General features: G+C 46.9%; 1 pseudogene. It reads left to right on the forward strand.

Features of this window, described 5'->3' with window-relative positions:
• Positions 1-347, forward strand: a pseudogene (gene istB, locus PY990_RS16335) (IS21-like element IS1326 family helper ATPase IstB); the annotation flags it as partial.
• Between the last annotated feature and the right edge of the window lie 67 nt (positions 348-414).

Here is a 414-nt window from a genome sequence, read left to right on the forward strand (position 1 = left end):
AATTATCAGGACGGCAGGGGCAAATCGCAAACCGCTTGTTGTATGCCGATTTGGTGATTCTGGATGAACTGGGCTATTTGCCTTTTAGCCAAACCGGTGGGGCACTACTGTTTCACCTGCTCTCGAAACTGTACGAGAAAACCAGCGTGATACTAACCACCAACTTGAGCTTCTCGGAATGGAGCCGGGTGTTTGGCGATGAAAAGATGACCACAGCGTTGTTGGACCGACTAACCCACCACTGCCACATTCTGGAAACAGGCAACGAAAGTTACCGCTTCAAACACAGTTCAACTCAAAACAAAAAGGAGGAAAAACAGACCCGCAAACTGAAAATCGAGACATAATTCTGACAACAAGGGGTGGGTCAAAATTCAATGCAAATCCCGGGTCAAATTTGGGTGCAAATCAACA

Source organism: Limnobacter olei (assembly GCF_029087225.1).
In the GTDB taxonomy this organism is placed as follows: domain Bacteria; phylum Pseudomonadota; class Gammaproteobacteria; order Burkholderiales; family Burkholderiaceae_B; genus Limnobacter; species Limnobacter olei.